Below are 25,545 nucleotides of genomic sequence, written 5' to 3'. Positions count from 1 at the left end.
CCTGGCCGGTGAGGTCGACCTCGGTGTGGGTGGGGCCGAGGTTGGGGCGCAGCATCGACTGGGCCGGTTTGGCCAGGATCTGGGCCTCCAGCTCGGGGGTCACGATCCCGTCACGGGGCAGCCCGTGGAGCGCCTGGAAGGCCCAGACGGCCATGGTGACCTTGCCGCCGAAGGCGCCGTCGACCTCGCCCGGGTCGTAGTGCTGGTCCTTCAGCGCCTGCTGGAGGGCCCGGGTGCGCACGCCCTTGGAGCCGGACTGGATGGGCCCGGCGGGCTCGGTGGCGAGCGTGGGGTCGGGCGGCGCGGTGGTCGTCGTGGTGGTGGGGGCGACCGTGGTGCTGGTGGTGGGCGCCTCGGTGGTGGTGCTCGACCCGGCCGCGGCGGTGGTGGAGCTGCCGGCGTCGATGCCCGAGGGCGCCGTGGTGCTCGGGGCGGCATCGTCGGACGAGCCGCCGCCGCACGCGACCAGCAGGACCGAGGCGAGCAGGACGGGGGCGGCGAGGCGGCGAAGGGAAGAGGGGGTCACAGGTGGCATCGACGCCCGAAGGCGCCCGCGCGTTCCCGATCGATGTCCAGTTCTGCTCGGTTCCACGACCGCTCCGTTCTCGCTGCCCGCTTCGATCCCGCTCGAAGAGGGGTGCAGCAGTCTCGCGCACCGGGTGCGGCGACCTCCGGTCACGGGCGCCGGCGCCGGCCGTGGTGCCCCCGATGTCCGGCGGCGGGGCCGGTACGGTGGTCGCCCGGTGCCCGCCCGAAGCGCTCCCCCCTCGCCCGACATCCCTGGGGCCTCGCGGCCGAGGTCGGGTCCGGCCGACGTCCCGGTCGGCCTGCTGGTCGCGGCGCGCCGCGGCGATCCCGCGGCGTTCGCCCGCGTGATCGAGCACTGGGACGGCCACCTGCGCCCGTTCGTGCACCAGGTGCTCGGGGCCACCGGCTCCACCGACCGCGTGCTCGCCACGGCCTACCTCAGCGCCTATCGGGCCCTCCCCCGCTACCAGGCCGATCGCACGCCCGGCCTGTGGCTGCACCGGTTGGCGTTCCTCGCCGCGCCGGACGAGCTGCGTCGCCTCGGCCGGGACCCCCGGCGCCGCCAGCCCCGCACCGGCCCGGAACCGACCCGGCCCGTCGCCGCCGATCCGCCGCCGCCCGACGACGTGGTGGCCGCCCTGCGGCGGCTGTCCCCCGACCAGCGAGCCCTGGCGGTGATGGTCGACCTCGAGGGCTTCCTGCCCGAGGCCGTGGCCGACGCGTTCGACACCCCGCTGGCGAGGGCCACCGAGCGCCTCGCTGCGGCGCGCCGGGCGCTCGACCTGCTGCCCGACCCGGGGCCGGAGCCGGATGAGGCGCCGGGGACCGGTGAGGCGCCGGAGCCCGGCGGCGCGGGCGGGCGCCGAACCGGGAGCCGACCCTGCGGCCCCCCAGGTGGCACCGGCCACCGGCGGGCCGTCCGTCGACACGGCCCCGGCCGACCCGTTCGCCGTGCCCGACTGGGCCGAGCACGCCGAGCCCACCCGTGCCCGCGCCGCGGCCGAGGCCGCCCGCCGGGTGGCGGAGGCCGAGGGCCTGGCGCTCGCCGCCGAGCGCCAGGCTGCTCGTCGTGCCGTCGAGGAGGCCGAGCAGCGCGCGAGACGAGGCCCAGGCCCGTCGACGGCGGATCCTGGCGTCCGTCGACGTCCCGTCACGATCGGACGCGTTCTGGCCGGACCTGGGCCGCCGCCTGCTGGCCGAGCGCGAGCGGCCGGCGGCGCCCACCATCGACCCGGCGGCCCGCCTGGCCCGGGTCCACCCCAGCGAGGGCCGCCTCCCCACCCGCCCGCCCAGCACGCCCGTGGAGACGCTGGCCGATCGGGCCGAGCAGCAGCGGCCCCGCCGTCGCTGGGGCAAGCCGCTGGCCCTCGCCGCCGCGGTGCTGGTGGTGCTCGGGCTGGTGGCGGCCGCGGTCACCATCGGCCTCAGCGGGCGCACCCCCGACGGTTCGGTGAGCGACGCCGAGCTGGCCGACACCATGGCGACGGCGCTGAGCGCCTCGCGGTTCCTCCGGGTCGACGTCCGCGTCGACGAGGTCGGCACCGACGGCTCCCGGTCCCGCACCGAGAACCGGCTCACCATCGCCGACGACGGCTCCTGGTCGACGGGCCGCACCGACGCCATCGAGCAGGCCAGCTACGCAGCCGGCTTCGGCCTGTCCCGCCACGTCGCGGCCCTCGCCGGCCGCGACGGCGCGCCCGCCACGGTCCTGGGCTCGGGCCAGGAGGGCCTGTCGGCCGGCGGGCCCGATCCGTCCGCCGACGCGCCCGGGTTCCTCGCCGACCTCCAGTCGGCGGGCACGATCCTGCGCAGCCGGGCCTCGGCCCGGGCCGGCGCCACCCGACGGGGCGCCATGCGCACCTGGACCGCCCGCCGCTCGCTCGGCACCGGCCCCGACGGGGCCACCGAGGCGTGGGAGATCGAGGTCCGACGGTCCGACGGCCTGCCCGTGCGCATCGAACGCCATCGGGGCGGTGCCCTGGTCCGCCGCATCCGCTTCAGCGGCTGGACACCCGCCTCGGACCTGCCCGACGACACCTTCGTCCCGGCGCTGCCCGCCGGCGCCCAGGTCGAGCGGTTCGGGTTCCTGGCCACCGACCTGCCGGCCGTCGTCGTGCTGGGCCGGGGCCAGGCCGTCACGCCCGCCGCCCTGCCCGAGGGCTTCGAGCTCTCGTCGGTCTTCGTCCGAGGCGAGCCGGCGGCCGGGGCCCGGTCCACCGGCGGTGGTGCCAACCCGCCCGACCGGGCGGTGCAGTCGATCGCCTACCAGCGCGGCCCGGAGCGCATCACGGTCACCACCCGGGAGGCCGGCGACGACCCGAAGGCCTGGCAGGACCCGTTCGCCGCCGCCGGTGCCACCAGCCCGGGCACCACCACCCGCACCCTGGGCGACGGCCGGTTCAACCAGGCCCGGGTGCAGGTCAGCGCCGATCCGCGGGGCCGGGCCCGCCTCTGGGGCGTGGCCGACGGCGTGGTCTTCACCGTCGCCGGCGACCTCACGGTGGCCGAGGCCCTGCGCGTGGCCTCCTCGCTGCGCTGACGCACCGACCGCCGGACGAGGCCGGCTCAGGCGGCGCGCAGCACCGCCGGGAGGACGAACGCCTCGAGCTGCTCGCGCACGTCGGCGTCGGTGGGCGCCGCCACCGGCACCAGCACGAACACCAGCACCTGGCGCAGCAACCAGTCGAGGGTCGGCTCGGGGGCGTGGCGCAGCAGGCCGTCGGCGGCTGCCGCCGCCAGGTAGGGCTCGAAGAAGGCGTGGATGGCGGCCAGCACCCGGTCGTCGGGATCGAGCACCGGCCACGCACCGGTGGGGTCCCCTGCGGTGAAGAGGCCGGTCAGGTGCGGGGCGCTGCGGATCTCCGACACGGTCATCAAGAGGGCGCCGACGAGCCGGTCGCCGAAGGGCGCATCGGCGTCGAGCACGGCCCGCAGCGACTCGGCCAGCCGGCCCGTGGCCCGCAGCACCAGGTGGGTGACGAGGGCCTCGCGCCCGCCGGTGTGGCGGTGGACGGTCATGCGGGTGGTGGCCGCCGCCCGCGCGACCTCGTCGAGCGTGAGCTCGATCCCCCGCTCGGCGAAGCGCTCCTCGGCGACGGCCAGGATCCGGCGGCGGGTCTCCCGCCCCCGCCGGTTCCCCGCCGGATCGGTCACCCGGCCGGCTCGTTCGTGCTCGGCTGGTACGGGCGGCAGGCCTGGCCCCGCAGCGAGGGGCACGGCGCGTCGAGCGGCGGGACCTCGTCGATGCCCGGCAGGACGCCGAGCACCAGGCGGGAGGCCTGGCCACCGCCGCGCCCGATGTCTCGTGCCGTGCCGGGGTCGCCGATGTCGGCGAAGCTCCACGCCCCGAAGTCCCGGCCCGGGCTCGAGATGACCACCCGCAGGCGGTCGCCCTTGCGGAAGGCCTGGGCGAACGACGGGAACGCCACCTTCACGGGCACGAACTCCCCGGCCGGCATCTTGCGGCTGTCGGCCTCGCTGTAGGTGCGGTCGACGTAGAGGCCCTTCGACCGGCTGTCGGTCTTCCGGTCGCTCAGGCGCAGCAGGCCGGTGGTGACGTGCCACTCGGTGTCGTCCGGGCGGATCACGTTGATCGAGACCTGCACGTCGGCGTCGCCGTCGGGCACCCTGGCGTAGAGCTCGGCGTAGCCGGGACCGCCCAGGACGGTGTCGTCCGTGAACGGCTTCGTGACGTAGGAGAGCGCCTTGCCCGTGCCGAACCGGGTCCAGTCGAAGTCCCAGGTGGGGTCGAGCAGCGAGTACCCGCTCTTGCCGAAGAACGTCTTCGATGCCGAGGCCGGATCGTTGGCGAAGGTGTCGGCGGCCTCGTCGGCCGGCGCCTTCGCACCGAGGGCGCCGTCGTCGCCGAGGTAGAAGGACCGGGCCTCGGTCCCCTTGGGGGGCCAGGAGGCGTAGGTGGTCTCGAACGTGGCCTGCGGCGACCCGGGGACCTTGCCGCCGGCGCCGCTCTCGAAGAGCACCCGCACGTCCGGCTCGGCCTCGTAGGCCTGCAGCGCCTCGTCGTACTGGTCGTCGGCGAACTTCGTGAAGCGGTCGGGCTCGAAGTTCAGCCCGGCGACGCCGAACTCGTCCTCGAACACCGAGGGTGCGGCGGCGCGCAGGCCCGGGGCGATGCGCGGCACCTCCTGGTCGACGAAGAGCTCGAGGAACTCGTACCAGCGGGTGAGCACCAGCGGCGTGTAGCCGTCGGGGTGGCGGCCGTTGAACATCGTGAACCGCTTGACGGGCGCGTGGGTGAAGTTCCCGAGCATGTCGGCGAACTGCGGGCCGGTCTGCTCGTCCTGCCACGCACCGGTCAGGTACACCGGCACGTCGATCTTCGACACCAGCTTCGACAGGTCGCGCCCGTCGGTGAGCGCCGGCCGGTGGACGAGCGACTCGCCGAACGCCTGGAAGTCGATGTTCTGCTCGCGCAGGCGCTGGTGCGCCTTGCACGTGGCGTCGCCGCCCTCGATCCGCTTGGCCACCCAGGAGGTGCCGGTGGCCGAGGACTCCTTGTCCCGCTCGTCGAGCCAGGACTTGGTGAAGCCCCCGTTGTAGACCCCGCCGGGCCACTGCTGCAGCCACGGGTCCTTGATGACCGACAGGGCGGTGACGGCGGCCAGGCTCGGCGGCCGGGTGGCGGCGACGTAGAGCTGGGTGATGCCGGAGTAGGAGAGGCCGACCATGCCGACCTTGTGGCCCTTGACCCACGGCTGGCGGGCGATGGCCTCGATGACGTCGTAGCCGTCGACCTGCTGGGCGGTGTTGAACACGTCGAACGCCCCGCCCGAGCAGCCGGTGCCGCGCATGTTGACGCCGATGGTGGCGTAGCCGAGGAGGCCGGCGATCATCGAGCCGGGCTCGGTGGCGTCCGGGTTGGCCGGTCCGTAGCCGGAGTACTCGACCACCGTGGGGTACGGGCCCTTGCTGGCAGGGCCGGGCAGGCGCACGTTGACGCTCAGCTCCACGCCGTCGCGCATGGTGACGTAGCCGAAGAGGTCGGTCTCGTCGCCCTTCGGCACCAGCTTGCCGGCCTGCTCGTCGAAGAACGCCCCGTCGGGGTGGTCGTCGCGGCCGAGCACGGTGAACGGCTTCGAGACCTGCACGGGGTCGGTGTCCTCGGCCCGCACGGTGTAGCCCTTGCCCGCCTCCACGAGGTAGCCCTCGGCGAAGGGGAGCTTGCCCCCGGCGCCGGTCTGGAACTCGGCCAGCTTGGCCGGCAGGTAGGCGAAGTGGGCCTGGCCGTACGTGTCGGCCTTGAGCACCACGAGGCGCTTGCCGTCCTTCACCAGGGAGGCTCGGGCCTTGGGCTCGAGGCCGGTGACGGTGACCTCCTCGGTCCCGGGATCGACCTCGAAGGTCGCCTTCGCCGTCTTGGTGTCGGCGTCGACGTCGACGTCGAGGTCGGTGGCGAACCGCCCGGTCGCCTTGGCGCCGCTGCCGGGGCCGGTGGTGGCGGTCGGCTTGGCGGCACCGTCGGAGCCCGAGGGGTCGGAACTGGTGCAGCCTCCCGCCAACAGGCCGGCGGCGAGCACCACCGCGACGATCCGAGCCCGTTGCTTGCCCATGTGCATCCCCTTCGTGCCACCCCCACTTGTGTGACACGGCACAGTCGCATGTCACACAACTGCCGTCAAGCAGGCGGGCCCAACCACTGCTCCAGCGTGGCCTCGTCCCAGGACTCAGGGCCGTAGACGGTGCCCGGCAGCGGGGTCATGAGGTGGGTGTCGCCCCCCGTGACGTAGGTGGCGGCCTCGCGCTCCCAGGCCACGAGGCGGTCGTCGCCCTCCACCTCGTCGCTGAGGCCGCGGGCGGCGTCGCGGCTGGCCCGCAGCCGCGTCTGGGCGGCGATGGAGGTGGCCCACACCACCACCACCTCGTGCTGGTTCCCGAGCACCTCGTAGATCCCGGTGGGCTCGTGGCCGTGGTCTCGCCACACCGGCACCTGCTGCTCCACGACCGCCGCCAGGTAGTCGAGCGGGGCCCCGGGGCGAACCGTCAGCAGCTGGTGGACGAAGAGGGTGCCGGTCACGCCGCGCTCGGCGATCTCGGCCGTGGTGGGGCTGCCGGGCACGCCGCCGCAGAGCCGGTCGAAGCCGCCCGTGCGCCACTTCGAGGCCTCGTCCCACCAGTCGCCGTAGAAGGCGTTGCGGCGCTTGAGGTTGAGCCGGTCGACGTTGGCCGCCCACCCCTCCCACCCGGCGGCGCCCACGTCCCACACGTTCACGACCTGGGGCCAGCGCCCGCCGCCCACCGCGCACACGAAGAACGTGCCCTGCAGCGTGAGCATGTCGGGCATCACGTTGGTGGGCTCCTTGCGGGAGTGGTCCATGTAGTCGTACTGGCCCTGCCCGACGATGTCGATGAGCTCGTGCAGGTAGAGGTTGCGGGACGCCATGGCCCGCACCGTAGGTCGCCTAGCCTCTTGCCGATCCGGGTGCGCGGGCCCGGCTCCCGAGCAGCTGCGGCCGATCCGCCCGGACGCACGACCAGAAGCGACGAGCCACGTGGCGCTCCCCCCGACCGACTGGCCCCTGACCGGGCGCGAGGCCGAGCTGCAGCTGGTGCTGGGCGCGCTCGACCAGGCACCAGGCGTGGTGCTGGTCGGCCCCGCCGGGGTCGGCAAGTCCCGGCTGGCCGCCGAGGCCCGAGCCACCCTCGCCCGGCGTGACGTGCCCACCCACCGGGTGGCCGCCAGCCCCACCGCCACCGCCGTGCCGTTCGCCGCCCTCAGCGCCCTGGTGGGCTCGGCCCCGCCGCACCGGGCGGTCGAGGCCGTCGCCGACGCCCTCCGGGGCCGAGCGACAGGCGGGGCGGTCCCCGTCCTGCACGTCGACGACGCCCACCTGCTCGACGACGCCTCGGCCACCGCCGTCCAGCAGCTGGTGGCCAGCGGCCGGGCCCGCGTGGTGCTGACCGTCCGCACCGGGGAGCCCGTCGCCGGACCGATCCGATCGCTCTGGGCCGACGGCGGCCTCACCGTGGTGGCCATCGAGCCGCTGGGCCCCGCCGAGGCGACGGCCCTGGTGGCGGCCGCCCTGCGGGGCCCGGTCGAGGGCCGCACGGCCCATCGCCTGGTCACCACCAGCAAGGGGAACGTCCTGTTCCTCCGCGAGCTGGTCGAGGGCTCGCTGGCCGACGGCGCCCTCCAGGAGCGAGGCGGGATCTGGGTGCTGCGGGGACGACCGGCTCGCACCCCGCTCGTCGAGGACCTCATCGGCGCCCGCCTCGGGCCGCTCGACGCCGACGAGCGCGAGGTCGCCGAGCTGCTCGCCCTGTCCGGCCCGGTCTCGCTCGACCTCCTCGGCCGCATCACCGACCTCGCCGCGGCCGAGCGGCTCGAGCGGGCGGGGCTGCTGCAGCCGGTCTCGGGTCGCGCCGCCGTGGAGCTGGCGCACCCGCTCTACGCCGAGGCGTTGCTGGACCAGCTGCCGGCGCTCACCCGGCTGCGCCTCTCGCGGTTGCTCGCCGAGGTGGCCGACGCCGTGGGCCCCGAAGCGGCGGGCGGCGAGCTGCGCGTGGTGCTGTGGCGGCGCGACGGGGGCCTCGACACCCCGGCCGAGCGCCTGCTGGCGGCCGCCCAGACCGCGGCCGAGGCGGGCGACACCCGCCTGGCCGCCGAGCTGGCCCTCGCCGCCCACGACGCCGGGGCGCCGATGCAGGCGGTCACGCTGGCCGCGTCGTCCATGGCCGAGCACGGCCGGTCGGCCGAGGCCTACGCGCTCGTGTCGCGCATGGTCGACGCCGCCACCGACCCCGACGAGGTCGGGCCGCTGACCCTGCGCCTGGTCGAGGAGCAGTGGTGGGCGCTCCGCGACCTCGAGGGCGCCCTCGACCGCTGCGCCGCGGCCGCCGACCTACCGGCGCCGTGGGACGACGTGCTGGCCGCCCAGGCCGGCATCTTCGCAGCCCTCGAAGGCCGGGCCCTCGACGCCCTCGAGGCCTCCCTGCCGCTCGTCGACGCCACCGACCCGATGGTGGCCCGCCACGCCGCCATCGCCGCCGCGCTGGGCCTCCTGCTCACCGGCCGACCGACCGAGGGCGCCGACGTGTCGGCCCGCGTGGTCGAGGCCACCGCCGGCCGGCTGCCCACCCACGCCAGCGACATCGGCGTGCACGTGGTCACCCGGGCCTACTGCCTGGCGGCCGAGGGCGACCTGGCCGAGGCGACCGAGCTCGCGGAGCTCGTGTACGCCGGCGCCGCCGCCCAGCCCGGCGTCCAGGCCCAGGCGTGGGCGGCCACGACGGTGGGCGAGGTGGCCATGCGCCGGGGCGACGTCGACGGGGCCACCCGGGCCTACGCGGAGGGCGAGCAGGCGTGGCTGGACGCCGGGCAGAGCGGCATGGCGCGCTGGGCGGCGGCCTCCCTCGCCCTCGCCCACGCCCTGGCCGGCCGCACCGAGGACGCAGCCCGAGCGGTCGCCCGGGCCGAGGCGTGCGACGGTCGCGGGTTCACCATGCAGGAGGCTCGCCTCTCCCGCGCTCGGGCCTGGGTGGCCTTCCTGTCGGGCGAGGACGGGCCGGGAGCGGCCGCGCAGGCGGCGGCGAGCGCCGCCGGGACGGGTCTCACCACGTTCGCCGCCGAGGCGGGCCGCGACCTGCTGGCCATGGGCGCCGCCGCCGAGGCCGCCGCGGTGCTCGGCGGGCTCCAACCCGTCGGCTCGCTGGCCCGCCGCTGGGCCGAGCTGGCCGAGGCCGTCGTCGCGGCCGACGCCCCCGCCCTCGAGCGGCTCGCCGCGGCCTTCGAGGCCCAGGGCGCGCTGCTCGACGCCGCCGAGGCCGCCGCCCACGCCTCCCGGGCCCACCGCGCGGCAGGCGCCGCCCGTGACGCCTCGCGGTGCGCCACCCGCAGCGCCGAGCTGGCGGCCCGCTGCCCGGGCGCCGCCACCCCGATCCTCGGCGACCGCACGGCCTCGGCCGAGCTCTCCACCCGCGAGGGCGAGGTGGCCCGGCTCGCCGCCGACGGGCTCAGCAACCGGGCGATCGCCGACCGCCTCTTCGTGTCCGAGCGCACGGTGGAGAACCACCTCTACCGGGCCTTCACCAAGCTGGGGATCTCCGGCCGGGACGAGCTCGGGGACCGGCTCACGCCTCGGTAGCGCGCACCGCCCGGTCGAGCCGCCGCAGCTCGTCGGCGTCGAGGTGCTCGCCCGCCAGCGCCCGGCGCGGATCGGTCCGCACCAGCTGACGAAACGCCGCATCGTCGGCGACGCGTGCCAGCAGCTCGTCCAGTCCCATGCCCGGACCCCACCACGAGCCGATCGCGTGCGCACCACTCACCGCTGGGCCGGCCCCGGCGATGAGTACCCGGCCGGTCGGCGCTGAGTGCCCGGAGCCCGTCAGGGCTCGCCGAGGCCCCCGTCGGCGGCCAGCGCGGCGAGGCGGGCGGTGCACGTCGCGGCGTCGAGCGACGGGCAGTCGGCGCAGCGGGCCTCGGCCACGGTCGCGGCGTCGAGGGCCCGGGCCGCGCGGTGCCACTGGCAGCACGTCGAGCGGTGGGCCAGCACCAGCACGTCGCCCGTGGGGCCGGGCACCGCCAGCGCCCCCGGCGGGCGATCGGGGTGGGGCCGCCGGGCCCGCAGCCCGGCCACCACCGCGTCGGCCTGCGCTCGGACGACCTGCTGGTCGCGACCGTGGCGGCGGGCCGCCACCAGGGCCAGCACCACCACGAGGTCGGCCACCGCACCCCACCGCAGCGCCACGTCGCCTTCGTCCAGCGACGCCGCCGCGCCGAGCACGGCGACGAGGTCGGCGGCCGCTGCGTCGGGATCGGCCGACGCCGGCTCGGCGGGCCCGAACGCCTCGGGGTCGACCGCCACCTCGGTCACGGCGTGGCCCTCGGACCGGGCCCAGAGCCGTCGACCGCGCAGCCGGACCTGCGGCCCGCCCAGCACCAGCAGCGACACGGCCAGGTCGACCACCGGCACCGCCACGGCGTGGAACGCCATGGCGGCGGTGAGCTCCTCGATGCCGAGCCCCGCCACCGGGTCGGTCCGCCGCCGCACCCGCACGGCGGCGGCCGACGCCAGGTCGTCGTAGCGCACCCAGCCGTCGGCCTCCGGCGCCGATCCCGTGGCGGGAGCGACGACGAAGCGCCGGCGGGCATCGGGGTGGGCCAGCGCGGCGAGGGGCCCGGGACGGTCGTCGTCCCGGGCCCCTCCGTCGCGATCCATGCGGGCCTCGGCCCCGAACCTCAGGCGCCGGCGGTGCCGGCGGCGCCGTTGCCGACGGTGGCGCGGGCCTCGGCGGGCGCCTTGCGGTCGGCCAGGAGGCCGAACGTGGTGGCGAACACCGCGAACATCAGCGCGTAGCCGGCGATGGCCAGCATGCGGAAGTGCCACACGGCGGTGGTGTAGCCGTGGTCGACCAGCTTCGAGGTGCTGACCGCCACCGGCGTGCCCTTGAGGGCCGAACCGTCCTGGATCTTGCTCAGGTCGAGGGCCTCGTCCGGCGACCCGGGGTCCCGGAGGTAGCCGTCGTCGTTCGTGCGGGCCGTGGCCAGCATCTGGTCGAGCACCGCCTTCGGCGCGCCGTCGGCGACCACGAGGGCGGGGGCGGCGTCGCTGTCGGGCGGGTTGACGGCGTCGGGGTTCGGCGGCCAGATGGCGAAGAACGCCGCCACCAGCACGGCGAGCCCGCCGCCCACCGCGCCGAAGCGCTTGGCACCGTCGATGCCGCGCTCGCTGAACCACTGCCAGGCGAAGAAGGCCACGAACACGAGCACGATCGACGCGCCCATCAGGAGCAGGAAGGCCGACGTGCGCGAGTTCACGGTGTCGGGGTTGCCGACGGTGGGCGGGTTCGGCGGGTACTTCGCCATCGGGATGGCCACGAGCGCCACGAAGGCCGCCGTGCACACGCGGGCCGCTCGGCCGAACTCGTTGCGCGAGGCGATGCGGTGGTGCAGGGCGGCGATGATCACCGCGATGACCACGCCGAGGACGATGCCGTAGAGCAGGGCGCCGGCCATGCCGCCCCAGTGCTGGGTGCTGCGGCTGTACATCGCCGCCTCCCCGGGCGGGGCGCCGATGCCGGTGGCGTCCTCGAACTTCGAGGGCGAAGCCGATCTGGGTCTCGGTGACGAAGCGGAGGAACAGGGCCCAGGCCGCGCCACCAGCTGCACCGGCAGCCAGCCCGCGCAGAACGAACCCCTTCATGGTGAGGGTCATGTTGTCGGTCCCGATGCGATCAGTGGCAGGGGAAGCCGAGGGCGTGGCGAGCGTCGTGGAAGAACTCGTGCACGGCCATCCAGTTGCTCATGATGAGCCCGTTCTCCTGGAGCATGACGTAGGACCCGAACAGGGCCAACGCCAGCAGGAGGAGGGACCAGGTGGGCACGTTGACGTGCTCGCCGACCGTGGTCTCGCTGGTGGGGGTGGTGATCGCAGCCATCTCGGAGGGTTCTCCATCAACTCGTGGTTCGTGCGCAGCAGGTCTCCTGGCTCCCAGATCGACGCTCCGCTGCACCTTCCCGGCCGGGCCGGAGCCCGGGAGTTCCCGTGGTGGAGATCAGCTTCGCTCCCTGGTCACAGTGGCGAGGACCGCACCGGACTCACACCGGCTTCCCTTGACTGCGCCCGGGAACCTACCACCTGCCCGGAGCCGACCTCCCGATCGGGCGCCGATGGGGTAGGGCGGGCCCGTGGCCCCCGACGACCTGACCGCTGCCGAGCGCTCGGCCCTGCACGCCGAGCTCCTCGACGCCCGCACCCGGGTCGCCGACCAGCTGGCCTCGCTCGACCTGGCGTTCCAGCAGCTCGTGGACGCGGCCGACCTGGAGCCGCCCGACGACGAGCACGACCCCGACGGCACCACGGCCTACGAACGGGCCCAGGTCAGCTCCCTCGCCCGCGAGGCGCGCCGCCAGCTCGTGGACCTCGACCTCGCCATCGCCGCCTCGGCCCGGCCCGGCTTCGGGCGTTGCGAGGTCTGCGGTCGGGCCATCGGCCTCGAGCGGCTGCGGGCTGTCCCCGGCACGCGCACCTGCGTCGCCTGCGCAACCCGTGGCGGGGCGCGACGGCCGGGGTGAAACGCTGGCGGCCCCGGACGGGTCCGATGACGGCCCCTTCCCCGCCACCGCCTGCGAGACCATGCCTCCCTCTGCCCTCCCGCCCTTCCGCTTCGGCGTCCAGTGCTCGTCGCCGCCCGAGGTGACCGCCCGGTCGTGGCGGGAGCTGGCCCGGAAGGTCGAGGACCTCGGCTACCACCGCCTCACCGTCTCGGACCACCTCGACGACCAGCTGGCGCCCGTCGCCGCGCTCATGGCGGCGGCCGACGCCACCACCACGCTCCGGGTGGGCGTGCTCGTGCTCAGCAACGACTACCGCCACCCCGCCGTGCTGGCCAAGGAGGCCGCCACGCTCGACATCCTGAGCGAGGGCCGCTTCGAGCTCGGCCTCGGCGCCGGCTGGATGACCACCGACTACGAGCGGGCGGGCATCCCGATGGACCGCCCGGGCGTGCGCATCGCCCGCCTCGAGGAGGCCGTCCAGGTGGTGCGGGGCCTGCTCTCGGCCGGGCCGTGCCACTTCGAGGGTGAGCACTACCGGATCGACGGGCTCACCGGCTCGCCCAAGCCGGTCCAGCGCCCGCTGCCGCTGCTCATCGGCGGCGGCGGCCGCAAGGTGCTCGAGCTCGCCGGCCGCCACGCCGACATCGTCGGGCTCAACCCGGCGCTGCCGAACGGCGTGATCGACGCCTCGGCCGGGCCCGACGCCACCGCCGAGGCCACGGAGCGCAAGATCGGCTGGATCCGCGCCGCAGCAGGCGACCGCTTCGCCGCCATCGAGCTGCACACCCGCATCCACCTCGCGCTGGTCACCGAGGACCGCGCCGCGGTGGCCGATGCCGTCGCCGCCGGCTTCGGGATGAGCGTGCCGGAGTCGCTGGAGACCCCGCACGCCCTCGTCGGCTCCGTCGACCAGATCGTCGACGACCTCCTCGCCCGCCGCGAGCGGTATGGCATCAGCAGCATCGGCCTCAGCCTGGACGCGCTCGACGCCTTTGCGCCGGTCGTGGCGCGCCTGTCGGGCGCCTGACCGGGTCGTTCGTCGGCGCTGCAGCCTCGCCTGGCGGCTCGGGGGGTGCCGGCCCAGGAGGCTCGTTCCTCGCCAGGCGGGGCCGGCGTCCGGATCCGTCCTTCCGCTCCTGTGCTCGCTTCGCATCGCACGGGCCGCTCGGGCCCCGTTTCGCCTACGGCGAACCGCGCCCCTCGGCGCTGACGCGCGGGGTCGGATCGGGCGTGTCCGCCTGCGAACGAACCGCGCAGGAGCGGCTCGGGCTGCGTCGATCAACCTCAGCCTTCAAGGGTGATGCCGTCGGTGGCAGCCGTGAGGGTGCCGCAGGTGACGGAGCTGAGGAGCTGGACCTTGGCGTCGTCGGCGGGGCGGGCGTAGGTGCCCTTGGTGGTCTTGCCGTTCTTCGCCTTGGCGCCGTCGAGCTCCACGACGGTGCTGGTCCAGTGGACGGTCGTGTCGGTGCTGGTCTTCTGGTCGATGTCCAGGCCGGCGAGGCGGCGGCCGCCGGGCGTGTCGATGCAGCCGACGCCGGTGCCGACGTCGGTGAAGCCGAGGCCGAACTCGTAGGGCTGGCCCTGGGGGTTGGTGACGGGGACGATCTTGCAGCCGACGAAGGCGTCGAGCTGCACGAGGCGGCCGTCGTCCAGGAAGATCTCCGCCGGGCCCCGCTCGTCGGCGTTGGCCACCAGCATCGTGCGGGTCACGGGGCTGGCCGAGTCGAACGCCGCGGTGGCGCCGCCCCCTGCGGCGGTGACGATGCCGACGGTGACCGTGCCGCCGGCGTCGTGGATGAAGCCGACGTCGGCCTTGCCGTCGCCGTCGACGTCGACGATCGGCTTCTGCACGGCGCCCGACGGGATGGCCGGAGCGCCCGAGGTGCACGCCTGCTGGGGGGCGGCGGTGGTGGCGGTGGTCGAGGCCGGGAGGTCGGCCGCGGTGGTGGCGGGAGCGGTGGTGCTCCCCGGGGCCGAGGTGGTGGAGGCCACCGTGGTCGTGGGCGCAGCGGTCGTGGAGGGCGAGGCGTCGCTGCCGTCGCTGGAGCAGCCGGCGAGCAGTCCGGCGCTCAGCGCGGCGGCGAGCAGCAGGCCCGAGGTGGTGCGGTGGATGGACATGGGGGGCTCCTTCCGGGCGACGGGCTGCGGTGCTCGTCGCCACGTCCTCAAACGTCCAGTTGACCCGATCCGTGCCGCGAAGGAGCGGCAAGGGCGCGTTCGGGTGACACGATGCCGTGGTGCACGTGCTCGTTCCGTTGCCCGACCACGACTTCGACGTGACCGAGGTGGCGGTGCCCTGGCGGCTGCTGACCGATGCCGGCCACCGGGTCACGTTCGCCACCGAGTCCGGGGCGAAGCCTGCCGGCGACCCGAAGCTGCTCGCCGGCGTGCTGTTCGGCCAGCTCGGCGCCGACCCGGAGCCCAAGGCGTTCTACGCCGACCTGCTCGACGACCCCGCCTTCGGCGCGCCCGAGCGCTGGGCCGACCTCGACGTCGCCGCCTACGACGGGCTGATCCTCCCCGGCGGCCACGCCCCCGGCATGCGCCAGTACCTGGGCAGCGAGGTGCTCCAGCGCCAGGTGGCGGCGTTCTGGGCGCTCGACCGCCCGGTGGGCGCCATCTGCCACGGCGTGCTGGTGCTGGCCCGCGCCGTCGACCCGGCCACCGGGGCCAGCGTGCTGGCCGGACGGCGCACCACCTGCCTCACGAGCTGGCAGGAGCGCCTGGCCTACTACCTGACCGCCTGGAAGCTGGGCCGCTACTACCGCACGTACCCGGCCTACGTGGAGGCCGAGGTGCGCGCCGCCCTCGGTCCCGGGGGCACGTTCGAGCGCGGTCCGCTGGGCTCCAGGCGGGGCACCGCAACCGACGACGACCCGGCCTTCGTGGTGGTCGACGGGCGCTACGTCTCGGCCCGCTGGCCCGGCGACGCCTACCTCTTCACCCGCCGCTTCCTCGAGGTGGCCGGCGAGGCGTGAGCGCGCCGGCCGCACCCACCGCCCCGGCTCGCCGGTGCCTGCCGGCCGGCCGGCCGGGGTCGACGGTCAGGCGTCCTCGATGATCCAGCGGGGGCCGGGGCCGTGGGCGGCCGCCTCGTCATGGGGGTTGAGGAGGCGGCAGGCCCGCATCGACAGGCAGCCGCAGCCGATGCAGCTGGTGAGCCGGTCCCGCAACCGCTCCAGGAGGGCGATCTGGGCGTCGAGCCGGGGTCGCCACGACGAGGCCAGCTCGTCCCAGTCGTGCTGGTTCGGCGTGCGGTTGTCGGGCAGCGAGGCCATGGCCTCACGGATCTCCTCCAGCGACAGCCCCACCTGCTGCGCGGTGCGGATGAAGGCCACCCGGCGCAGCGCATCCCGGTGGTAGCGACGCTGGCCGCCGGCGGTGCGCTCGGCGTGGAGCAGGCCCTCGTCCTCGTAGTAGCGCAGCGCCGAGTGGGCGATCCCCGACCGCTCGCTGAGCGCCCCGATCGTCAGGTCGTGCTCCATCGGCCCACGCTACCGACACCCCCACACCGGCGAACCGGGCGGGGAACCCGGCGTTGGAGCGCCCAGATCCCCACCCGGTTCCCCTGCGGGTTGGGTACGTTCCCCCGGGTGACCGCCGAGAACACCGAGAGCACGACCACCGCCGGGTCCGAGCAGCACGGGCTGGCCGACGACAGCGGCGAGTTCGTCCGCGACGCCGACTACATCGAGGACCGCATCACCGCGGACGGGCGCGACGGCTGGCCGGTGGAGCCGGGGCGCTACCGGCTGGTGGTGGCCCGGGCCTGCCCGTGGGCCAACCGGGCGATCATCGTGCGCCGCCTGCTCGGCCTCGAGGACGTGCTCGGCATGGCCGTCGCCGGGCCCACCCACGACGAGCGCAGCTGGCAGTTCGACCTCGACCCGGGACACGTCGACCCCGTGCTGCAGATCCCCCGCCTGAAGGATGCCTTCGAGGCGCGCTTCCCCGGCTACCCGAAGGGCATCACCGTGCCGGCCGTCGTCGACGTGCCCAGCGGCCAGGTGGTCACCAACGACTACCCGCAGATCACCCTCGACCTGTCGAGCGAGTGGACGGCCTTCCACCGTGAGGGCGCGCCGGACCTCTACCCCGAGCCGCTCCGCGACGAGATGGACGAGGTGATGGAGCTCGTCTACCGGGACGTGAACAACGGGGTCTACGCCGCCGGCTTCGCCAGCTCCCAGGCCGCCTACGAGAAGGCGTACCACCGCCTCTTCGACCGCCTCGACTGGCTCACCGACCGCCTCGCCGACCGGCGGTTCCTGGTGGGCGACACCATCACCGAGGCCGACGTCCGCCTCTTCACCACGCTCGCCCGCTTCGACGCCGTCTACCACGGGCACTTCAAGTGCAACCGCTCCAAGCTCAGCGAGATGGACGTGCTGTGGGCCTACGCCCGGGACCTGTTCCAGACCCCCGGCTTCGGCGACACCACGGACTTCGCCCAGATCAAGGAGCACTACTACGTGGTCCACACCTCGGTGAACCCCACCCAGGTGGTGCCGGCGGGCCCGGACCTGGCGAACTGGCTCGAGCCGCACGGCCGCGAGGCGCTGGGCGGTCGGCCCTTCGGCGACGGCACCCCGCCCGGCCCGCCTCCCGAGGCGGAGCGGGTGCCGGTCGAGCACAACCCGTTGGGCGGCGCCGTCAGCGCTTGGCGCGCCGGCCGTCGCGGCGAGCGGCCCGGTGCTCGACGAGGCGCTCCGGGACCGGTCCGGCGCCGTCGCGGTCCGCCAGCTTGGCCAGGGCCTTGGCGTCCTTCGCGCCGCGCAGGCGGCGGAACCAGACCTGCTGGCCGTCCACCTCGAGGCCGGCCACCGCGCCCTTGCAGATGTCCTGGCACTTGACCAGCTCGACCTCGACCTCGCCCAGGGCGCCCTGGTCGGCCAGGCGCTTCTCGACCGCCGCGGCGAAGCCCTTGGCGCCCTTGCACTTGCGGCAGATCGCGAGGTCGATGGCCATGGCCGACCGACCTACCCACGAGCCGGTCAGCCCGCTTCGGACACCACGCGCACGTCGTCGCCGGCCAGGGACACGACGTCGCCGTGGCGCAGCTGGCGGCCCCGGCGGACCTCGACCTCGCCGTTGACCTGCACCAGCTCGTCGCCCAGGACGGCCTTGGCGTCGCCACCGACCTCGATGAGCCCGGCCAGCTTCAGGAACTGCCCCAGCCGGATGCTCTCGTCCCGGATCGATTCGTCGCGCACCGGCCCATTGTTCAGTACTGGGGGTACACGCACACCTTCCAGCCGTCGTCCTCGAGGATCATCGGCGTCTCGATGGTGGTGCGGATCTGGGCCTGCACCTGCTGGTAGCTGTACTTTCGAGCCACCCCGACGTGGCGTCCCGGGCCCGCCAGCGGACCGCCACCAGCTGGCGCAGCGCAGCGAGCGAGGCCTGGTGCTGCTGGCCCTGCTCGACCGCACGCTTGTCGTTGGCGCACGAGAGCGCGTCGACGGTGGCGAAGTCGCCGTAGTTGGCGGCGACGGCCCACTCGCGCCCCACGTCGAACGGTTGGGACATGTCGAGCGGGATGCCGTTGATGACCTTGCTCGGGTACCTCCCGGTGCCCCCGCCGCCCGTGCCCCCGTCGCCGCCGGTGTCGCCGCCCGCCCCACCGCCGCCCCCGTCGGGCGCGGCTCCGCCTCCGCCCGCACCACCGCCGTCGACCACGGTCCCGTCGTCGTCGATGGCAGGGGGCAGGTCGGTGTCGCCCTTGCCGCCGACCTCGGTGTCGACCTCACGGGGATCGATGGTCGTGGTGGTCACCCGGGTGTCGGCGTCGGGCTTCGCCTTGCCCCCACCGTCGTCGCCCTTGCCGCCCACCGCCCCGGTGCGATCGCCCTTCGGCGCGGTCGTGCTCGCGCCCGAGCCCCCGCTGCCGGCACCGCTCCCCACCGCCCCGTCACCGCCCGACGCCCCGCACGCGGCGAGCCCGCCGGCCAGCACCACCGCCAGGACGGCGGCCGCGACCCGACGCCGCCGCACCCGCCGAGCCGAGGTCGTGGACGGGCGCGCCGGGCTCTCCGTGGTCATGCCGCCGACCGTACGGACCCCCCGCGAACACCCCGCGAACGCCCGCTTCCCCAGCCCCGCGGTCGTCCACGCCCGTCCCGGACCGCCCACCCCCCCCCTCCGAACTTGTGGGCCCACACCGCCGTTTTCGGCGCTCTCCGCCCACAAGTTCGCTGGAGGACCGCCCACCCCCCCTCCGCCCCTTCGAACTTTGGGTCCCACACCCCTGCGCGCACGGGCCGTGGACCCGAAGTTCGGCGAGGAGCGGCCGGCCCCGGCGAGGTCGACCGGGATCTGGCGCGGGCGAGCCTGGGGGTCAGCGGGTGGCGGCGAGGGGCTTGGTGGGGGTGAAGCGGACGGGGAGGTGCTTGACGCCGCCGACGAGGGGGACGCCGATGGCCTGGAGGTGGACGGGGTCGCCGGCCACCTCGATGTCGGGGAGGCGGGTGAGCAGCTGGCGGAAGATCACGCTGAGCTCGCGGCGGGCCAGGTGGGCGCCGAGGCAGAAGTGGGGGCCGGGGCCGCCGAAGCCCACGTGGGGGTTCGGGTCGCGGCGCACGTCGAAGCGCTCCGGGTCCGCGAACACCCGGGGGTCGCGGTTGGCGGCGCCGTAGAAGAGGATCATCTTGTCGCCTTCGGAGAGCTGCTCGCCGGACAGCTCGAGGTCCCGGGTGACGGTGCGGCGCATGAAGGTGACCGGCGAGGCCACCCGCACGATCTCGTCGACGGCGGTGGGGGTCACGCCCTCCAGGTCGTCCTGCCAGATCTTGCGCTGGTCGGGGTTCTGGCCCAGGAGGTGCATGCCGATGCTGGTGGCGGTGCGGGTGGTGTCGTTGCCGGCCACGGCCAGGAGGATGAAGAAGGGGGCGATCTCGTGGGGGGCGAGCATCTCGTCGCCCACCGTGTTGTGCACGAGGGCCGACGTGAGGTCGTCCTGCGGGTTCACCCGCCGGTCCTCGGCGATCTCGTTCATGAGCTCGGTGAGGGCGATGCCGGCGCCGAAGAGGGCGGCGACGATGTCCTCCTCGCCGCCGAGCATGTCGGGGTCGCCGGCGCCGAGGATGACGTTGGTGGCGTCGAGCACGGTCTGGAACTCGCTGCGGGGGATGCCCATCATGTCGCAGATGACCAGGAGCGGGAACGGCTGCGAGATGGCCTCCACCAGGTCGACCTCGCCCTGCTCGCACATGCCGTCGATGACCTCGGAGCAGATGGTCTCCACCGAGTCGAGCACGCCCTGGAGGCGCCGCGGCGTGAACGAGCGGCCGACGATGCCGCGCTGGCGGGCGTGGCGCGGGTCGTCCATGGCGATGAACGAGCCGAAGAACTTCGAGCGCCTCGGCGGGCATGTCGGAGATGTTGGTGGAGCCCTGGCCGGAGCAGAAGTCCAGCGGCTTGCGGCTGATCTCCACCAGCTCGGCGTAGCGGGTGACGGCGAGGAAGTCGTCCTCCTCGCCGGTCATCAGGTTCGGCACCTTGGCCCGGGTGAACGGGCCGACCTCGCGCAGCTCGGCGAAGTCGTCCATGCGGTCCTGCAGCGGGCGGCGCCAGAACTCGGCGTCGCCGATGGTGAGGCGGTCGGTCGTCATGGTGGGCTCCCCTGAGGCGTGGCGGCGGACCGGGCGGGCCGGTCGGCGGCCACACTAGCGATCATCGATCGCATGTGTGGGATCAACGCCGGTTGCGGGCCTCGAGGCCGTCGAGGAAGGTCCGCAGGCCGAAGGCGAACACCTCGGTGACCGACGGCGCCACCAGCTCCTGCTCGTGGGCCCGCAGCGTGGGGTACGCGTCCTCGGGCAGGGCGCCGATGAGCGCCGCGCTCCCCGCAGACCGCTCGGCGGATCCCTCGGCCGAGGCGCGACCCGAGCTGCTGGTGTCGAAGAAGACGGTGCCGAGCACGTAGTCGATGAGCGCGAGGTAGGCGGGCACCGCGACGGCCGGGGCGTAGCCCGCCTCGAGGAGGTAGGCGATGGCGTGGTCGGTGCCCCGCAGCGCGTTCGGTCCCAGCAGCGGCGCAGCCGAGAGGGCCGGCACCAGGTTGGGGTGGTCCATCAGCACCCGGCGCAGCTCACCGGACAGCCACTCGACCTTGGCGCGGCCGCTGGCGTCGACGGGCGCGAGCACCACGTCGCCCAGCACCCGGTCGACCAGGAGGACGAGCAGCTCGTCCCGGCTGGCGACGTGGCGGTAGAGCGAGGCGCTCCCGGTGCCGAGGTGCTCGGCCAGCCGTCGCACGGTCAGGGCGTCCAGCCCCTCGTGGTCGACGACGGCGAGGGCGGCGGCCACGATGCGCTCGATCGTGAGCCCGTCGGCCCGCGGCTTGCGGCGGGCCTGGCGGGCGTGCAGCGCCAGCCACCACGGCGGGCTGCCCGGCACGGGCGCGGGGAGGAGGGGCTCGCCGACCGACATCGACGGGGAGGCTACGGCGTGGGACCGTCCCTGACGGCCCGACCCCCCGTCCCCCCGTCCCCCGACCCAACTTGTGGGCCGAGACCGCCGGAAACGGCGGTGTGGGCCCACAAGTTTCGACCGGTCGTGGCCGTGGGCGGTCGTCGGGGGGGCTCGACGTGGGCCGGCCGTCAGGCGGCTCGACGTGGGCCGGTCGTCGGGGGGGCTGGTCGTGGGAGCTGGCCGTCAGGGCAGCTCGGGGGCGAGCACCAGGTCCTCGGCGGGCAGCGTCGCCGGGCCGTGGCGGGTCACCAGCGGGAGGCTGAGCAGGCTGGTGGCCACGCCGCCCAGGACCAGCAGGAGCCACACCCGGTCGAAGTTGTCGAGGGCCTGCGCCGCGCTGGTGGGCTGGGAGATGAAGGCGATGGTGAGCCCGACGCCCAGCGTGCCGCCGAACTGGCGGATGGCCTGGTTGGCCGCGCCGCCGACGCCCAGCCGGTTGGCGGGCAGGGCCTGCGAGGTGACGCTCGCCAGCTGCGGGAGGCACAGGGCCACGCCGAGGCCGGTGAGCAGGGTGCCGGGCAGGTAGTCCTGCACGTAGTGGGCCTGGGCGCCCATGGCCGCGATGCGCCACACCCCGCCGGCGGCGAACGCCAGGCCGCCGGCGATGAGCAGGGGGCGCTGGCCGATGCGGCCGGCGAGCTTGCCGAACCGGGGCGCCAGCACGGCCACCACCAGCGGCCCCGGGCTGATGCCCAGCCCGGCGCGGAGCACCGAGTAGCCCCAGACCTGGGTGAGGATCAGGAAGGAGCCGAAGAACATGGCCGTGAACGCGGTGCCGAAGGCGAACGTGGCGGCGTTGGCCCAGGCGTAGTTCCGGATGCCGAACAGGGAGAGGTCGAGCGCCGGCGCTGCCGTCCGCCGCTGGTGCACCAGGAAGAAGGCGAACAGCGCGGCGCCCAGCAGGAACGCCGCGAAGGTCCGGCCGTCGACCCAGCCCCACTCGTCGCTCTTCACCACCGCCAGCGACACCAGCGACGCCGCGCCGGCGATCGACACGATGCCCGCCAGGGCGGGGATGCGGGTCTCCGGGTCGCTCGACTCCCGCAGGAAGCGCCGGCCGAAGCCCACGGTGACCAGGCCGGCCGGGACGTTGATGAGGAACACCCAGCGCCAGTTCGCCGCCTCCACCAGGCTGGCGCCGAGCGTCGGGCCCACCGCGCCGGCCGCGGCGCCCATGGCGCCCCAGATCGCGACGGCGAACGGCAGCCGGTCGGCGGGGAAGGCCCGGAGCACCAGGGCGAGCGAGGACGGGATGAGGGCGGCGGCTCCGAACGCCTGCAGCACCCGGAACCCGATCAGGACCTCGACGGTGGGCGCCAGCGCGCACGCCGCCGACGCCAGGGTGAACAGGGCCGACCCGGCCAGGAACACCCGCTTGTGGCCCACCCGGTCGGCGATCTTGCCCGCCGGCACCAGCAGGGCGGCGAAGGCGATGGTGTAGGCGTTCAGCACCCACGACAGCTCGGCGGGCCCGGCCGAGGAGAAGGTCTTGGAGATGTCGGGGAAGGCGACGAACAAGACGGTGGTGTCGAGGAAGGTGACCAGCACGGCCAGGCCGGACAGGGCGAGGGTGCGCCGGGCGTGGCGCTCCTCCTCCGTCGACCGGGCGGCGGCCGGGCTGGGGACGGTGGCGGTCATGCGGGAGCTCCTGGGTGGCGGTGCACGGCTGGACCCTACCGTGTCCATCTCATGATGCAACCCACTTCCGGCCGGGTGAGCGGGAGCGGGGTCGGGTAGTCCCCGACGATGGGCCAACCCGAGGATCCCGAGGACGTGCGCATCGACCTGCCGGCCGAGGCCACCAGCGCCGCCGAAGCCCGGGCCTTCGTCGCCGCCGCCGTCAGCCGCTGGGGCCTGGAGCCGCCGGACGCCCTCCCCCTGCTCACCAGCGAGGTCGTGACGAACGCCGTCGTGCACACCGAGTCCCGATGGGTCCAGGTCCGGGTGCAGCGCACCGACGGCCGGGTCCGCGTGGAGGTCACCGACACCAGCGACGTCGTGCCGCTCATCCGCAAGCCCGATCCCGAGTCGCCCGGCGGGTTCGGCATGTGGCTGGTGGCGCAGCTGGCTCGGGACTGGGGCGTCGACGAGATCGCCGAGGACGGCAAGGTCGTCTGGTTCGAGCTGGCCCTCGCCCCCACCTGATCGTCGGCGCGGGCGTCCCCTGCGGCGGTAGACAGGCGGGCACGCCCACCGCCGGGCGGTCGCCCCCCCCACCTCGAGGAGCCCACCGATGTCCACCCCCGATCGCACGCCCGACCCCGTCCTGGCCGAGAGGGCCCGCGCCGGCGAGGGGGACTACTCGCTGTTCGGCGACGCCCACGTCGAGGCCTACGAGCAGAGCGGAGGCGAGGTCGGCTACATCTGGAACGGCGCCCCGATCGCCGTGCTCTCCACCACCGGCGAGTCGAGCGGCAAGGAGCGCAAGCACGCCCTGATCTTCGGCTTCGACGGCGACGCCGTGGTGTTCGTCGCCTCCAAGGGCGGCGCCCCCGAGCACCCGCAGTGGTACGACAACCTGGTGGCCGAGCCGCACGTGAAGGTGCAGGTCCTGGCCGACCGCTACGACGGCGTCGCCCGCACCGCCACCGGCGACGAGCGCACCCGCCTGTGGGAGCTCATGAACGTGCTGTGGCCGAGCTACGAGGACTACCAGGCCAAGACCGACCGCGAGATCCCGGTGGTCGTCGTCGACCGGGCCTGAGCCCGTGGAGGCCACGCGGGTCGACAAGTGGGTGTGGGCCGTGCGGCTCTACAAGACGCGGGCCGCAGCCAGCGCGGCGTGCCAGGCGGGCCACGTCCGGGTCAACGACAAGCCGGCCAAGCCCGCCACCAAGGTGCAGGTGGGCGACCGGGTGCAGGCCCGCCTCGACCACCGCGACCGCGTGCTGGAGGTGGTGCGGGTCATCGACAAGCGGGTGGGGGCACCGCTGGCCGCCGAGTGCGTCGTCGACCACAGCCCGCCGCCGCCCGAGCGCGACCTCGCCGCCCCGACGTTCGCGCGACCGCGGCACCGGGCGCCCCACCAAGCGAGACCGGCGCGACCTCGATCGCCACCGCGGCGTGCGCTGATCCCGACCCCGTCGAGCCCGACTCCTCGGCTCCTCAGATCGAGTGTGGCCGACCCCACGCGACGGGGGCGCGGCCGCCGGGGCCGGGCGCAGCGCCTGGCGCCGGCGCTCAGCGCCAGCGCCGGCGCTCAGACCGGCGGGAGGCGCTCCAGGTGGGGGGCGGTGCTGCCGTCGAGCGGGATCGGGTCGAGGCCGAGCTTGCGGTGGTCCCACGAGCGGATGCGGTCGACGTCGATGCGCACGGCCACCCGCTTGTGGAGCATGAACTCCACCAACGGCTTGACCTCCTCGGTGTACTCGCCGGAGTACCGCTCCCAGACGCTGACGCCGACCTTCCACAGCTCGTCGGGGTCCTCGACGATCACGCCCTGGCCCTCGATCGACACGCCGCGCAGCTTGTCGTAGGTGAAGCCGTCCTCGATCATCACCGTGACCCGGGGATCGCGCGTGAGGTTGACGGCCTTCTGCGAGCGGCCCTTGGTCTCCACCCAGATCTGGCCGTCGATCACGGCGTACCACATGGCCACCAGGTGGGGGACGCCCGACGGGCCGATGGTGGCCAGCGTGGCGGTGCGGCTGCGCTCGATGTAGCCGGCGATCTCGTCGTCGGTCATCTCGATCTGGCTGCGCTGGTTGCTGCCCATGGCCTCGTCCCCTCGACGGCTGCTGCGACGTCCTGACGTACCGTCAGGACCCGGGACCATACCCACTGCGGCGAGGCCGTGCGCCCGTGCCACGCTCGGGCCATGGAGCCGCTCGCCACCGATCGCCTGACCATCCGGGACTGGTCGCTCGAGGAGGGTGACGTCGACCGGATGTTCGCCATCCAGAGCCGGTGGGAGGTCGTCCGCTGGCTCGACGACGACCCCGTCGTGATGACCGAGCGCGCCCAGGCGGTGGCCCAGGTCGAGCGCTGCCGGGCCCGCACCGACCCGGACGGGCCCCGAGGCTTCTGGGCCGTCGAGGAGCGGGCCACCGGCCTGGCCAGCGGCACGGTGCTGCTCTGCGACCTCAACCCGGAGGACGCCACCTCGGGCGAGGAGCGCCCGGCACCCGCCGCGTGGGCCGGCGCCGAGCTCGAGGTCGGGTGGCACCTGCACCCCGATGCCTGGGGCCGCGGCCTGGCTCGCGAGGCGGCAGCGGCGGTGGTGGCCCGGGCCTTCGCCCAGGGCGTCCCCGCCGTCCACGCCCTCATGTACGTCGACAACGAGGCCTCGGCCAAGGTCGCCCTCGCCCTCGGCATGGAGGACCGCGGCGTCGTCACCGACCGCTGGTACCCCGGCCCCAGCCGCTGGTTCCACCTCGCCCGCCCCTGACCGCACCGAGGGGGCGGGCGGCCCGAGACTCGAACTCGTCGCAGTTGTCGACCGATGCGTCGGCCAACTGCGACAAGTTCGGCAGGGTAGGCGGACCGAGGCCGGAACTCGTCGCAGTTGTCGACCGATGCGTCGGCCAACTGCG

24 protein-coding genes, 3 pseudogenes and 1 riboswitch are annotated in these 25,545 nt (G+C 74.8%); of the genes and pseudogenes, 11 read left to right on the top strand and 16 right to left on the bottom strand.

Annotated features, from left to right (window positions below; translation table 11 throughout):
* Positions 1-148 precede the first annotated feature (148 nt).
* Positions 149-535 (bottom strand): annotated as a pseudogene (locus KSP35_RS26305) (peptidoglycan-binding protein); the annotation flags it as partial.
* Between the two features lie 1,062 nt (positions 536-1,597).
* On the opposite strand from KSP35_RS26305, the gene KSP35_RS22985 reads away from it, so the two are divergent.
* The gene (locus KSP35_RS22985) at positions 1,598-3,067 is read left to right on the top strand and encodes a hypothetical protein (RefSeq protein ID WP_216998089.1); all 1,470 of its coding nucleotides are present in this window, start codon (positions 1,598-1,600) and stop codon (positions 3,065-3,067) included.
* A gap of 26 nt (positions 3,068-3,093) precedes the next feature.
* On the opposite strand, the gene KSP35_RS22980 is transcribed toward KSP35_RS22985, so the two are convergent.
* From KSP35_RS22980 to KSP35_RS22970, 3 genes are all read right to left on the bottom strand, one after another.
* Positions 3,094-3,681, bottom strand: coding sequence for a TetR/AcrR family transcriptional regulator (locus KSP35_RS22980; protein ID WP_216998088.1), 588 nt, complete (start codon positions 3,679-3,681; stop codon positions 3,094-3,096).
* Entirely contained in the window at positions 3,678-6,098 is a 2,421-nt protein-coding gene (locus KSP35_RS22975; protein ID WP_216998087.1) for a CocE/NonD family hydrolase, read from the bottom strand. The genes KSP35_RS22980 and KSP35_RS22975 overlap by 4 nt, the downstream gene beginning before the upstream one ends.
* Positions 6,099-6,163: 65 nt before the next feature.
* On the bottom strand, positions 6,164-6,928 hold the full coding sequence (locus KSP35_RS22970) for a hypothetical protein (protein ID WP_216998086.1): 765 nt from the start codon (positions 6,926-6,928) through the stop codon (positions 6,164-6,166).
* Between the two features lie 109 nt (positions 6,929-7,037).
* On the opposite strand from KSP35_RS22970, the gene KSP35_RS22965 reads away from it, so the two are divergent.
* Positions 7,038-9,629: a LuxR family transcriptional regulator gene (locus KSP35_RS22965; protein WP_216998085.1), complete on the top strand. Its 2,592-nt coding sequence runs from the start codon at positions 7,038-7,040 to the stop codon at positions 9,627-9,629.
* On the opposite strand, the gene KSP35_RS22960 is transcribed toward KSP35_RS22965, so the two are convergent.
* The 4 genes from KSP35_RS22960 to KSP35_RS22945 all read right to left on the bottom strand — a co-directional run bounded on the left by KSP35_RS22960 (position 9,616) and on the right by KSP35_RS22945 (position 11,922).
* Positions 9,616-9,768, bottom strand: coding sequence for a hypothetical protein (locus KSP35_RS22960; RefSeq protein WP_216998084.1), 153 nt, complete (start codon positions 9,766-9,768; stop codon positions 9,616-9,618). The two genes, KSP35_RS22965 and KSP35_RS22960, sit on opposite strands and share 14 nt — an antisense overlap.
* 101 nt (positions 9,769-9,869) lie before the next feature.
* Positions 9,870-10,703, bottom strand: coding sequence for a hypothetical protein (locus tag KSP35_RS22955; protein WP_216998083.1), 834 nt, complete (start codon positions 10,701-10,703; stop codon positions 9,870-9,872).
* A gap of 20 nt (positions 10,704-10,723) precedes the next feature.
* On the bottom strand, positions 10,724-11,533 hold the full coding sequence (locus KSP35_RS22950) for a CbtA family protein (protein WP_216998082.1): 810 nt from the start codon (positions 11,531-11,533) through the stop codon (positions 10,724-10,726).
* A 185-nt stretch (positions 11,534-11,718) separates the two neighbouring features.
* Entirely contained in the window at positions 11,719-11,922 is a 204-nt protein-coding gene (locus tag KSP35_RS22945) for a CbtB-domain containing protein (RefSeq protein WP_216998081.1), read from the bottom strand.
* An 18-nt stretch (positions 11,923-11,940) separates the two neighbouring features.
* Positions 11,941-12,121: riboswitch (cobalamin riboswitch) on the bottom strand.
* A 51-nt stretch (positions 12,122-12,172) separates the two neighbouring features.
* On the opposite strand from KSP35_RS22945, the gene KSP35_RS22940 reads away from it, so the two are divergent.
* On the top strand, positions 12,173-12,559 hold the full coding sequence (locus KSP35_RS22940) for a TraR/DksA C4-type zinc finger protein (RefSeq protein WP_216998080.1): 387 nt from the start codon (positions 12,173-12,175) through the stop codon (positions 12,557-12,559).
* Positions 12,560-12,620: 61 nt separating this feature from the next.
* Positions 12,621-13,568: a TIGR03621 family F420-dependent LLM class oxidoreductase gene (locus KSP35_RS22935; protein ID WP_216998079.1), complete on the top strand. Its 948-nt coding sequence runs from the start codon at positions 12,621-12,623 to the stop codon at positions 13,566-13,568.
* A gap of 257 nt (positions 13,569-13,825) precedes the next feature.
* Here the strand turns inward: KSP35_RS22935 and KSP35_RS22930 are convergent, their stop codons facing one another.
* A complete protein-coding gene (locus tag KSP35_RS22930; protein WP_216998078.1) occupies positions 13,826-14,659 on the bottom strand; it encodes a hypothetical protein in 834 nt (277 codons plus the stop codon).
* Between the two features lie 119 nt (positions 14,660-14,778).
* Here KSP35_RS22930 and KSP35_RS22925 point away from each other — a divergent pair, with 119 nt between their 5' ends.
* Positions 14,779-15,519, top strand: a complete 741-nt coding sequence (locus KSP35_RS22925) for a type 1 glutamine amidotransferase domain-containing protein (protein ID WP_216998077.1) — start codon at positions 14,779-14,781, stop codon at positions 15,517-15,519.
* Between the two features lie 66 nt (positions 15,520-15,585).
* On the opposite strand, the gene soxR is transcribed toward KSP35_RS22925, so the two are convergent.
* Positions 15,586-16,026 (bottom strand): redox-sensitive transcriptional activator SoxR, encoded by a 441-nt coding sequence (soxR, locus tag KSP35_RS22920; RefSeq protein ID WP_216998076.1) that lies wholly within the window; start codon positions 16,024-16,026, stop codon positions 15,586-15,588.
* A gap of 162 nt (positions 16,027-16,188) precedes the next feature.
* Here soxR and KSP35_RS22915 point away from each other — a divergent pair.
* Positions 16,189-17,175: pseudogene (locus tag KSP35_RS22915) on the top strand (glutathione S-transferase family protein); the annotation flags it as partial.
* Between the two features lie 360 nt (positions 17,176-17,535).
* On the opposite strand, the gene KSP35_RS22910 reads toward KSP35_RS22915, so the two are convergent.
* The 3 genes from KSP35_RS22910 to KSP35_RS22900 form a co-directional block, all read right to left on the bottom strand.
* Positions 17,536-17,754: an RNA-binding S4 domain-containing protein gene (locus KSP35_RS22910; protein WP_216998075.1), complete on the bottom strand. Its 219-nt coding sequence runs from the start codon at positions 17,752-17,754 to the stop codon at positions 17,536-17,538.
* Between the two features lie 58 nt (positions 17,755-17,812).
* A complete protein-coding gene (locus tag KSP35_RS22905) occupies positions 17,813-18,583 on the bottom strand; it encodes a hypothetical protein (protein WP_216998074.1) in 771 nt (256 codons plus the stop codon).
* 295 nt (positions 18,584-18,878) lie between these two features.
* A complete protein-coding gene (locus KSP35_RS22900) occupies positions 18,879-19,868 on the bottom strand; it encodes a cytochrome P450 (protein WP_254126888.1) in 990 nt (329 codons plus the stop codon).
* Between KSP35_RS22900 and KSP35_RS24930 the strand changes: the two genes are divergently transcribed.
* Positions 19,867-20,166 carry a hypothetical protein gene (locus tag KSP35_RS24930; protein WP_254126887.1) on the top strand — a complete coding sequence of 100 codons (300 nt, stop codon included), beginning with the start codon at positions 19,867-19,869 and terminating at the stop codon, positions 20,164-20,166. The genes KSP35_RS22900 and KSP35_RS24930 overlap by 2 nt on opposite strands.
* Before the next feature lie 67 nt (positions 20,167-20,233).
* On the opposite strand, the gene KSP35_RS22895 is transcribed toward KSP35_RS24930, so the two are convergent.
* Both KSP35_RS22895 and KSP35_RS22890 read right to left on the bottom strand, forming a co-directional pair.
* Positions 20,234-20,971, bottom strand: coding sequence for a TetR/AcrR family transcriptional regulator (locus KSP35_RS22895; RefSeq protein ID WP_216998073.1), 738 nt, complete (start codon positions 20,969-20,971; stop codon positions 20,234-20,236).
* 225 nt (positions 20,972-21,196) lie between these two features.
* Positions 21,197-22,651, bottom strand: a complete 1,455-nt coding sequence (locus KSP35_RS22890) for a DHA2 family efflux MFS transporter permease subunit (RefSeq protein ID WP_216998072.1) — start codon at positions 22,649-22,651, stop codon at positions 21,197-21,199.
* Between the two features lie 108 nt (positions 22,652-22,759).
* Between KSP35_RS22890 and KSP35_RS22885 the strand changes: the two genes are divergently transcribed.
* From KSP35_RS22885 to KSP35_RS26300, 3 genes and pseudogenes are all read left to right on the top strand, one after another.
* On the top strand, positions 22,760-23,158 hold the full coding sequence (locus KSP35_RS22885) for an ATP-binding protein (RefSeq protein ID WP_216998071.1): 399 nt from the start codon (positions 22,760-22,762) through the stop codon (positions 23,156-23,158).
* Between the two features lie 88 nt (positions 23,159-23,246).
* Complete coding sequence (locus KSP35_RS22880) at positions 23,247-23,717, top strand: nitroreductase family deazaflavin-dependent oxidoreductase (RefSeq protein ID WP_216998070.1); 471 nt, start codon at positions 23,247-23,249, stop codon at positions 23,715-23,717.
* 4 nt (positions 23,718-23,721) lie between these two features.
* Positions 23,722-23,811: pseudogene (locus KSP35_RS26300) on the top strand (RNA-binding S4 domain-containing protein); the annotation flags it as partial.
* 401 nt (positions 23,812-24,212) lie between these two features.
* Here the strand turns inward: KSP35_RS26300 and KSP35_RS22870 are convergent.
* The gene (locus KSP35_RS22870) at positions 24,213-24,728 is read right to left on the bottom strand and encodes a pyridoxamine 5'-phosphate oxidase family protein (protein ID WP_216998069.1); all 516 of its coding nucleotides are present in this window, start codon (positions 24,726-24,728) and stop codon (positions 24,213-24,215) included.
* 102 nt (positions 24,729-24,830) lie between these two features.
* On the opposite strand from KSP35_RS22870, the gene KSP35_RS22865 reads away from it, so the two are divergent.
* Positions 24,831-25,400, top strand: coding sequence for a GNAT family N-acetyltransferase (locus KSP35_RS22865; RefSeq protein ID WP_216998068.1), 570 nt, complete (start codon positions 24,831-24,833; stop codon positions 25,398-25,400).
* Positions 25,401-25,545 lie beyond the last annotated feature (145 nt).

This window comes from Aquihabitans sp. G128, from assembly GCF_019048865.1.
GTDB lineage: Bacteria > Actinomycetota > Acidimicrobiia > Acidimicrobiales > Iamiaceae > Aquihabitans.
Note: the sequence above shows the minus strand (reverse complement) of the source record. Positions and strands in the feature narration are given on the sequence as shown.